The organism is Phenylobacterium sp. (genome assembly GCF_046590535.1).
Taxonomy (GTDB): Bacteria; Pseudomonadota; Alphaproteobacteria; order Caulobacterales; family Caulobacteraceae; genus Phenylobacterium.
Genome location: NZ_JBKJTG010000034.1, coordinates 1 through 8,382, shown reverse-complemented (window position 1 = coordinate 8,382; position 8,382 = coordinate 1). Strand labels below are relative to the sequence as shown.

The window sequence follows — 8,382 nt, the reverse complement described above, 5'->3', positions numbered from 1 at the left end:
ATCGGCGGCCTGGTGGTGCGCGACGCCGTGCCGCTGGTCCCTCTGGCCGGCATCGGCAAGCCCGGCACCTCTGTGGTCGGCGCCAAGAACTTCTCCGAGCAGTACATCCTGGCCGACCTTATGGCGGGGCGCCTACAACGCACGGGCGCCCAGGTCCGGCGAAAGGAGGACCTGGGCTCTGCGGTGGCCTACCGGGCTCTGGCGGCCGGCGAGCTGGACGTCTACGTGGACTACTCCGGCACCCTTTGGACCAACGTGCTGCAGCGCACGGACAATCCCGGACGCCAGGCGGTGCTGGACCAGCTCACCGCGGAGCTGATGCGCCGCGATGGGGTGCTGGTGCTGGGCTCCCTGGGCTTCGAGAACGCCTACGCCCTGGCCATGCGCGCCGACCGCGCGCAGGCGCTGGGGATCGCCTCCATCGCCGACCTGGCCCGCGAGGCGCCTGGGCTGACCATGGGCGCGGACCTGGAGTTCCTGTCGCGGCCGGAATGGAAGGCGGTGGACGCCGCCTACGGCCTGACCTTCCGCACCGAGCGGTCCTACCAGCCGACCTTCATGTATCGAGCTCTGTCGGGGGGCGACGTCGACGTGATCTCGGCTTTCTCATCGGACGGGCGGATCGCAGCGGACCGGCTGGTGGTGCTGAGCGACCCAAAGGGCGCTATCCCGCCCTATGACGCCGTGGTGCTGATCTCACCGAAGCGGGCCGGCGACCGGCGGCTGGTGGAGGCGTTGAAGCCGCTGATCGGGGCCATCGCCGTCGAAGCCATGCAGGCGGCCAACTACAGCGTCGACCGCGACCGCGACAAGGCCTCGCCCGCCGAGGCCTCCAGGGCCCTGGAGGCCCAGCTGGGCCGCTGAGAGATCGGCAATTTCTGCCCAGCGGTAGTCGTTCGTTAACCATGCGGGAGCGACAGTCGGAGCTGCGGACGCTGTCCGTTTCTCCAGTATTTTCCGTGAGGTCATCATGAACGGCGCCGAGGTTCTGGACGTCGGACGCGACGCCATCTGGCTTACAATCCAGCTTTCTGCGCCGGTGCTGATCGTGGGCCTGATCGTGGGTGTCGGCGTCGGCCTCTTCCAGGCCCTGACCCAGATTCAGGAAGCGACCCTGGTCTATGCTCCGAAGATCGTGGCGATCTTCATTTCCCTGCTGGTCTTCCTGCCGCTGATGGGAGCCCTGATGAGCGGCTTCATGCGCAATATCGCCGCCCGCATCGCGGCGATGTAGCGGGCCGGCGACCGCCCGCCATGGAATCCTACGCCACCGCCCAGCAGGTGTTCGCCGCGGGCCTGGTGTTCGCGCGGCTTGGCGCCGTGGTCATGCTGATCCCAGGGATCGGCGAGAGCTTCATTCCGCCACGCATCCGGCTGGCCTTCGCCTTCGCCATGACCCTGATGCTGTTCCCGCTGCTGGGCGACGCGGTTCCGCCGATCCCGGCCAGCAGCAGCGGGGTGGCCGGGGCGGTGATCAAGGAGGTGCTGATCGGGCTGATGATCGGCGCGATCCTGCGGCTGTTCATGTCCTCCCTGGCGACGGCGGGCGAGATCGTCTCGATCCAGACCACCCTGTCTTTCGCCCAGACCGCCAACCCCAGCCAGGCGCAGCCGACCACGACCCTGGCCACCTTCCTCGGCCTGATGGGCATCGTCCTGATCATGTCGACGGACCTGCACCACCTGTTCCTGGGCGCTATCGTCAGGTCCTACAGCCTGTTCCCGTTCAGCCGCGACATCCAGGTGGCTGACGCCGGCCAGCTGGCCATCCAGACGGTGGCCAAGTCCTTTGCGCTGGGCCTGCAGCTGGCCGCCCCGGTGGTGGTGTTCTCGCTGGTGTTCAACATCGCCACCGGCCTGGTCGGCCGGGTGATGCCGCAGTTCCAGATCTTCTTCGTGGCCACCCCGCTGATGGTGCTGATGGGACTGTCGGTGTTCGCGCTCAGCCTCGGCGTCATCGGCATGGTGTGGGTGGACCGTTACCGCGAACTGCTCGGAGCCTTCAGTTAGGCCATGAGCGAGCAGAACGACGCCGCCTCGAAAACAGAAGAACCCACCCAACGAAAACTCGACCAGGCGCGGGAGAAAGGCGACGTCGTCAAGACCCAGGACCTGGGCGCCCTGGCCTCCCTCGCCGGCGCCGCCACGGTGGTCGCCCTGGCGGGGGGCTGGCTGTCCCAGAACCTCGCCCGCGACCTGCTACCCTTCCTGGCCAACGCCGGCTCCATGTCCCTGGAGGGGCACGGCGCGGTGAGCGTGGCGCGGCACGCGATCCTGGCGGGCGCGCCCTTCCTGGTGATCGTGGTGGCCGCCGCCGCCCTGGCCGGGGCGGGCGGCCACCTGATGCAGACCGGGCTGATGTTCACGCCCGAGAAGCTGAAGTTCGACCTCAAGAAGGTCTCTCCAGTGGCTGGCTTCAAGCGGATCTTCGGCCTCGACGGGCTGATGCAGTTCGTGAAGTCGTTGCTCAAGGTCCTGCTGACCGGGGCCATCGGCTGGTGGGTGCTGGAGCCGTTCCTGCCGCGGATGACCAACCTTGCGGCCATGGAGCCCGCGGCGATGCTGCCGTTCGCCTCTGACATCCTGCGCCGCCTGGTCTTCGCCGTGGCGGGCCTGCTGCTGGTGATCGCCGGCGCCGACTGGATGTGGCAGCGCCAGCGGTTCATGAAGCGCATGCGGATGACCAAGGAGGAGTTGAAGGAGGACTTCAAGCAGTCCGAGGGCGACCCCCATATCCGCGCCCGCCAGAAGCAGATTCGCTCCGAACGCGCCCGCCGTCGCATGATGCAGGCGGTGCCCACCGCCACCGTGGTGGTGATGAACCCGACTCACTACGCCGTGGCGCTGAAGTACGAGGCCGGCGAGACCGCCGCGCCGGTCTGCGTGGCCAAGGGCCTGGACACCCTGGCGCTGAAGATCCGGGAAATCGCCGAAGCGGCCGGGGTGCCGGTGATCGAGGATCCGCCCTTGGCCCGTTCGCTCTACGCTGCGCTGGATATCGACGACATGATCCCGCCGGCGCACTTCGAGGCGGTGGCCAAGATCATCGGCTTCATCCTCAACGCCGGTCGCCGCGTCGCCGGCAGGGTCCTGTAAAGATGGTCGCTGTGCGACAGTACGGATGATTGATTCGCCGGGGCGCTCCGCCCGACCCAAGGAGGCGATGTCGCTGGCCATGGCCAAGCCGCCGTCCCAGACGGGCGCGAAGCGCCGGTTCGACCCGCTGACCGCGGCCGCAGTGGTGTTCTTCCTGCTGGCCGTGATGTTCGCCGCCGCGCCCGCGGTGAACGCCGGGCCCGCGACCCTGGCTGGCCTGCTACTGCTGATCGGCCTGGCCGGCGTCTGCTGCCTGGGCCTCTTCGTGCTGCGCGGCTCGGCCGAGCCCGTCGCCGACGCCGAGGCGGGCGTCGACAAGCTGATCCAGGCGCTGAGTGAGCCGGCTGCCATCGCCGCCCCGGACGGGCGTCTGCAGGCCACCAACGCCGCCTGGCGCGAAGTGCTGGGCGCGAGCCCCCGCCTGCCGAAGTCCGGCGCTTCGGCGGCCAGCCTGTTCGCGGCCCTGGGCGCGGCGCGGCGCGGCGAGACCGCCCGCGCCACCGTCAAGACCAACGGGACTGAGCACGAGGCCCTGGTCTCGCCCATGGGGGCCCGGCGCTTCCTGGTGCGGCTGCACAGCCAGGCCGGGGCGACCCTGTCCCTGCCAGCCGCGGCCATGGAGGTGCTGGCCGCCTTCACCACCGCCAAGTCGCCGCCGCCCAAGGTGCTCGACGCCTTCGCCGCGGCCTCGCCGTTCGGCGCGGCTCTGCTGGAGGGCGAGGACCCGTTCGAGGCGCTTATCATCGAGGCCAATCCGGCGCTGAAGGCGGTGGCCGGCGGTGGTGAGGTGGGTCAGGCGTTCGGCGCCCTGATCGATCCCGCGTCGCGCGCCGACGCCATCGCGAAGCTGGCGGCGGGCGCGCCGGTGGGCGCCCTGGAGGTGCGGCTGGCGCACGATCCCGCCCGTATCGCGCACCTCTACCTGGCGCAGAGCGCCGGCCGCTGGGTCGCCTACCTGGTGGACGTCTCAGAGCGGAAGCAGATTGAGTTGCAGCTCGCCCAGAGCCAGAAGATGCAGGCCATCGGCCAGCTAGCCGGCGGCGTCGCCCACGACTTCAACAACCTGCTCACCGCGATCTTCATGCAGCTCGATGTACTGGCCGCGCGCCATCCGGTGGGCGATCCGTCGTACGAGGGGCTCAACGAGATCAAGCAGACCTCGATGCGGGCCGCCGACTTGGTGCGCAAGCTGCTGGCCTTCTCCCGCAAGCAGACCGTGCAGCGCGAGATCCTCGACCTTGGCGAACTGATCAGCGAGTTCGAGGTGCTGTTGCGCCGGGTGCTGTACGAGGACGTCAAGCTCTCCACGGACTATGGCCGAAACCTGCCGCTGGTGCGGGCCGACCGCAGCCAGCTAGAAACTGCGGTGATGAACCTGGCGGTCAACGCCCGCGACGCCGTGCGCGCCCATGGCGGCGGCCTAGTGCGCATCAAGACCGCCCGGCTGACCCAGGAACAGGCCGCGGCTCTAGGCTACGCGAGCGCAGAGGGCGACCAGGCGCTGATCGAGGTCTCCGACGACGGTCCCGGCATCGCGCCCGCGGTGATGGACAAGATCTTCGACCCGTTCTTCACCACCAAGCCGGTGGGTGAGGGCACGGGCCTGGGCCTGGCCACCGTCTACGGCATCGTCAAACAGTCGGAAGGCTGGATTTCGGTGGACTCCCGGCCGGGGGAGGGCGCTGCGTTCCGCATCTTCCTGCCGGTGCACATCCCGGTGGCCACCGTCGCCCAGGCGCCCCTGCCGGTTGCGCCCAAGCGGCCCGCGGCCCGCGACCTCTCCGGCGCCGGGCGGATACTGTTCGTGGAGGACGAGGACGCCGTTCGCGGCGTGGCCGCCAAGCTGCTGCGGGCCCGTGGCTATGAGGTGATCGAGGCGGCCAGCGGCGAGGAGGCGCTGGAGCTGGCCGAGACCCACGCTGGCTCCATCGACCTGATGATCTCCGACGTGGTGATGCCGGGGATGCAGGGCCCGGACCTCCTGAAACAGGCCCGCGTCTACCTGGGTGCGGCGCCGGTGATGTTCATATCCGGCTACGCGGAGAGCGAGTTCTCCGACCTGCTGGAGGGCGAGGCCAACGTGTCGTTCCTGGCCAAGCCCATCGACATCAAGACGCTCGCCGAACGGGTCAAGCAGGAGCTGCAGAGGGCCGCATGAGCGGTCAGGCCAGTTCTTCGGCGCGCCGCTTCGTGCCGTAGGGCGTCAGGTCGATGCCGGGGTAGCGGCCCGCCACGTCCGCCAGTGTCTGGGCGTTCCAGTAGTCGTCGCCGGGCGGCGGCCACCCGAACAGGTCGCGCTGGCGCGGCGTCATCCGCACCATCGCCTCCTTCCAGCCCGGGTTCAGCGCCTGGTTGGCCCAGGCGAGCTTGCCCTGCCAGCGCCAGCCGCGCGGCTTGAAATCCACCGGCATGACGAACCGCGAGCGGCCCGGGGCGCCGAAGTCCGACCCGCGATGGAAGACGTCGGTCTTGTAGATCAGGATCGAGCCGGCCGGCCCCGTTACGGCCACCTCGTCGTCGAAGAAGTCGCCCATCTTGCTCTGGCTCACGGAGAGCGGGATGTCGCGGGTCTTGGAAAGGGGCACCGCCTTGGTGGGGCCGTCCAGTTCGGTGACGTCGGAGAGCAGGATGAAGCAGGTCATCTGCGGCATGACCTGGTCGGCGCGCGGCACCACGATGGTGTGGTTCTCGAAGTCGCGGTGATGGTGCTGGTCGTAGTTGATCGCACCAGAATACTTCGCCCACAGCTCGATCTTGTAGCAGTCGATCTGGTCGGTCTGCAGGAACCGTTCGGCGGCGTCGATCAGATCGGGATAGACCGGCACGCGGTTGAGCGCCCAGGACGGATAGGCGAACAGCCGAAGGCCCGCGAACTGGCTGCGCGCCAGCTTGGGATGCGCCTCGGGATCGGCGAAATAGGCTTCCGGGCGGGGAAAAACCTCCCACAGGGCGTCCTGAGCCGCCGTCAAGGTCTCGTGGTCGAGGAAGTCCTCCACCACGGTGAAGCCCCGGTCCCAGACCTCCGCCAGCTTGGCGTCGGGTATCCGCATGTGCGCGCCTCTTGGCGAAAATCTCCCGGCATTGAAGCCCCTCTCACGGCGTGTGGCAACACCCGGGCCTTGCGCCGGCGGCCCGCCCGCGCGAGCCTTGTGGGATTGAACAAAAGACATTTAGGAGAGACGCTATGGCCGCCCGCATCAATCCGGAGGGCCCTTTGAAGGGCCGCAACGCACTGGTCACCGGCGCGAGCCGCGGCATCGGCGAGGCGATCGCCACTCGGCTGGCTATGGAGGGCGCCCGAGTGGTGGTCTCGGCGCGCACGGCGGAGGCCGGCGAGAGCCGCCTTTCCGGCACCCTGCACGAGACCGTCGACCGCATCCGCAACGCCGGCGGTCAGGCGACCTTCGTGAAAGCCGACCTGGCCCAGGCCATCGAGCGTGAGCGGCTGGTGGAGGAGGCGGTGGCCGCCTTTGGCCCGGTGGACATCCTGATCAACAACGCCGCCATCACCTATTTCATGCCGGTGGAGGAGTTCCCGGAGAAACGCTTCAAGCTGATGATGGAGGTGCAGGTCTATGCGCCGTTCCACCTGAGCCAACTGGTGCTACCGTCCATGCGGGAGCGCGGCCAGGGTTGGATCGTCAACATCTCCTCCGGCGCAGGCCTGCATCCGAAGCCGCCCTACACCGGGCGCAGGGGCGGAGCGGTCTATGGCATGTGCAAGGCCGCGCTGGAGCGGTTCACTACGGGCCTCGCTTCCGAGGTGCAGGCGGACGGCATTGCGGTGAACGTGGTCTCGCCGGGTCTGGTGGACACCCCCGGCGTCGCCGTCCACGGCCTGATCAACGACCAGACCCGCGACCGGGTTCAGCCCATCGAATACATCGCCGAAGCGGTCTACCGGCTGGCGTCGGGCGACCCGCAGACCCTGACAGGCCGCATCGCCTATGCCGAGCCGTTCCTGAAGGAACTGGGCGTGAAGCCTTCAGACCTGGTGCTGGCGGCATGATCGAACAGACCGTCGAGATCCCCACCAAGGCCGGAGCCGTCACCACCTTCATCGTTCATCCCGAACGTAACGCGCCCCATCCGCTGATCCTGTTCTTCATGGACGCGCCGGCGATCCGTGAGGAACTGCGCGACATGGCTCGCCGGCTGGCCTCGGCCGGCTATTACGTCATGCTGCCCAACCTCTACTATCGGCGCGGCGTCATGGAGCTGGCCGACCTACCGGCGCTGCCGGAGGCCCAGGCCCGGGAGCGGATGTTCGACCTGATGGGTTCGCTGACCATCCCGCTGGTGATGGACGACACCGACGCCCTGCTGGATTTCGCCGACCGCGACCCGGCGGCGAGCCCGGGCGCCGCGGGCGCCGTTGGCTACTGCATGAGCGGCCAGTACGCGATCAACGCGGCGGCCAGCCACCCCGAACGCATCGCCGCCGCGGCCTCGATCTATGGGGTGCAACTGGTCACCGACCAGGCAGACAGCCCGCACCTGGCCGCCCGCAAGGCCCGCGCCGAGCTGTATTTCGGCTGTGCGGAAGTCGACCGCTGGGCGCCACTGGAGATGGTCGAGGCGCTGGACCAGTCGGTGAGGTCCAACAAGCTGAACGCCGAGGTGGAGCTCTACGCTGGCGTCGAACACGGCTTCGCCTTCCCGCAGCGCGCTGCCTACGACCGCGAGGCCGCCGAACGCCACTGGGAACGGCTGTTCGCCCTGTTCCGGCGCAGGCTCAGCTAGGGCGCTGGGCCACCACCGGCGGGGCTCTCGCCTCCCGGATTTAGTGTATCATTTCGCCGGCCGACCCCAAGGAGACCGCCATGTCCGCATCGAACCTGAAGGTCCGCCGCCTGGCCGGCGCCCTGGGCGCCGAGATCACCGGCGTGGATCTCTCACAGGAGCTTTCCAGCGAAACAGTCGCGCAAATCCGTCGCGCTTTCGTCGAGCACCAGGTGATTTTCTTCCGCGACCAGCACCTGACGCCGGCTCAACAGGTCAGGCTGGGGGGGCGGTTCGGGCCCCTCAACATTCACCCCTATGTGGCCGGCATGGCCTCGCAGCCCGAGGTGATGGAGATCGTCAAGGAGCCGGAGGACCGGGTGAATTTTGGCGGTGGCTGGCACTCCGACATGAGCTTCCTGGAGCGCCCGGCGATAGGCTCGATCCTTTACGCCCTGGAGGTCCCAGCCTACGGGGGCGACACCCTGTTCGCCAGCCAGGCGGCGGCGTTCGAGGCTCTGTCGCCAGGCTTGCAACGCACGCTTGAGGGGTTGAGCGCGGTGC

The 8,382-nt window shown here is 68.6% G+C and carries 9 protein-coding genes; 8 read left to right on the top strand and 1 reads right to left on the bottom strand.

Annotated elements, in window-relative coordinates:
• From ACLL81_RS01875 to cckA, 5 genes are all read left to right on the top strand, one after another.
• The coding region (locus ACLL81_RS01875; protein ID WP_411286647.1) for a glycine betaine ABC transporter substrate-binding protein at positions 1 to 864 on the top strand (864 nt) is incomplete at its 5' end.
• A gap of 103 nt (positions 865 to 967) precedes the next feature.
• Positions 968 to 1,234 carry a flagellar biosynthesis protein FliQ gene (gene fliQ, locus ACLL81_RS01870; RefSeq protein WP_411286648.1) on the top strand — a complete coding sequence of 89 codons (267 nt, stop codon included), beginning with the start codon at positions 968 to 970 and terminating at the stop codon, positions 1,232 to 1,234.
• Positions 1,235 to 1,254: 20 nt separating this feature from the next.
• Positions 1,255 to 2,010, top strand: a complete 756-nt coding sequence (fliR, locus tag ACLL81_RS01865) for a flagellar biosynthetic protein FliR (protein ID WP_411286646.1) — start codon at positions 1,255 to 1,257, stop codon at positions 2,008 to 2,010.
• 3 nt (positions 2,011 to 2,013) lie between these two features.
• Complete coding sequence (gene flhB, locus ACLL81_RS01860; protein ID WP_411286645.1) at positions 2,014 to 3,096, top strand: flagellar biosynthesis protein FlhB; 1,083 nt, start codon at positions 2,014 to 2,016, stop codon at positions 3,094 to 3,096.
• Positions 3,097 to 3,163: 67 nt separating this feature from the next.
• Positions 3,164 to 5,254: a cell cycle histidine kinase CckA gene (gene cckA, locus ACLL81_RS01855; RefSeq protein WP_411286644.1), complete on the top strand. Its 2,091-nt coding sequence runs from the start codon at positions 3,164 to 3,166 to the stop codon at positions 5,252 to 5,254.
• 4 nt (positions 5,255 to 5,258) lie between these two features.
• Here cckA and ACLL81_RS01850 read toward each other — a convergent pair whose 3' ends face one another.
• On the bottom strand, positions 5,259 to 6,146 hold the full coding sequence (locus ACLL81_RS01850; RefSeq protein ID WP_411286643.1) for a phytanoyl-CoA dioxygenase family protein: 888 nt from the start codon (positions 6,144 to 6,146) through the stop codon (positions 5,259 to 5,261).
• Between the two features lie 134 nt (positions 6,147 to 6,280).
• Between ACLL81_RS01850 and ACLL81_RS01845 the strand changes: the two genes are divergently transcribed.
• From ACLL81_RS01845 to ACLL81_RS01835, 3 genes are all read left to right on the top strand, one after another.
• Positions 6,281 to 7,105: an SDR family NAD(P)-dependent oxidoreductase gene (locus tag ACLL81_RS01845; RefSeq protein ID WP_411286642.1), complete on the top strand. Its 825-nt coding sequence runs from the start codon at positions 6,281 to 6,283 to the stop codon at positions 7,103 to 7,105.
• Complete coding sequence (locus tag ACLL81_RS01840; RefSeq protein WP_411286641.1) at positions 7,102 to 7,839, top strand: dienelactone hydrolase family protein; 738 nt, start codon at positions 7,102 to 7,104, stop codon at positions 7,837 to 7,839. The genes ACLL81_RS01845 and ACLL81_RS01840 overlap by 4 nt, the downstream gene beginning before the upstream one ends.
• A gap of 80 nt (positions 7,840 to 7,919) precedes the next feature.
• A partial coding sequence (locus tag ACLL81_RS01835) for a TauD/TfdA dioxygenase family protein (protein WP_411286640.1) occupies positions 7,920 to 8,382 on the top strand: 463 nt, incomplete at its 3' end.

What these genes read in the sequence shown, in the direction of transcription:
- fliR (WP_411286646.1), top strand. Translation starts at nt 1,255, where the DNA reads ATGGAATCCTACGCCACCGCCCAGCAGGTGTTCGCCGCGGGCCTGGTG.
- flhB (WP_411286645.1), top strand. Translation starts at nt 2,014, where the DNA reads ATGAGCGAGCAGAACGACGCCGCCTCGAAAACAGAAGAACCCACCCAA.
- cckA (WP_411286644.1), top strand. Translation starts at nt 3,164, where the DNA reads ATGTCGCTGGCCATGGCCAAGCCGCCGTCCCAGACGGGCGCGAAGCGC.
- ACLL81_RS01850 (WP_411286643.1), bottom strand. Translation starts at nt 6,146, where the DNA reads ATGCGGATACCCGACGCCAAGCTGGCGGAGGTCTGGGACCGGGGCTTC.
- ACLL81_RS01845 (WP_411286642.1), top strand. Translation starts at nt 6,281, where the DNA reads ATGGCCGCCCGCATCAATCCGGAGGGCCCTTTGAAGGGCCGCAACGCA.
- ACLL81_RS01840 (WP_411286641.1), top strand. Translation starts at nt 7,102, where the DNA reads ATGATCGAACAGACCGTCGAGATCCCCACCAAGGCCGGAGCCGTCACC.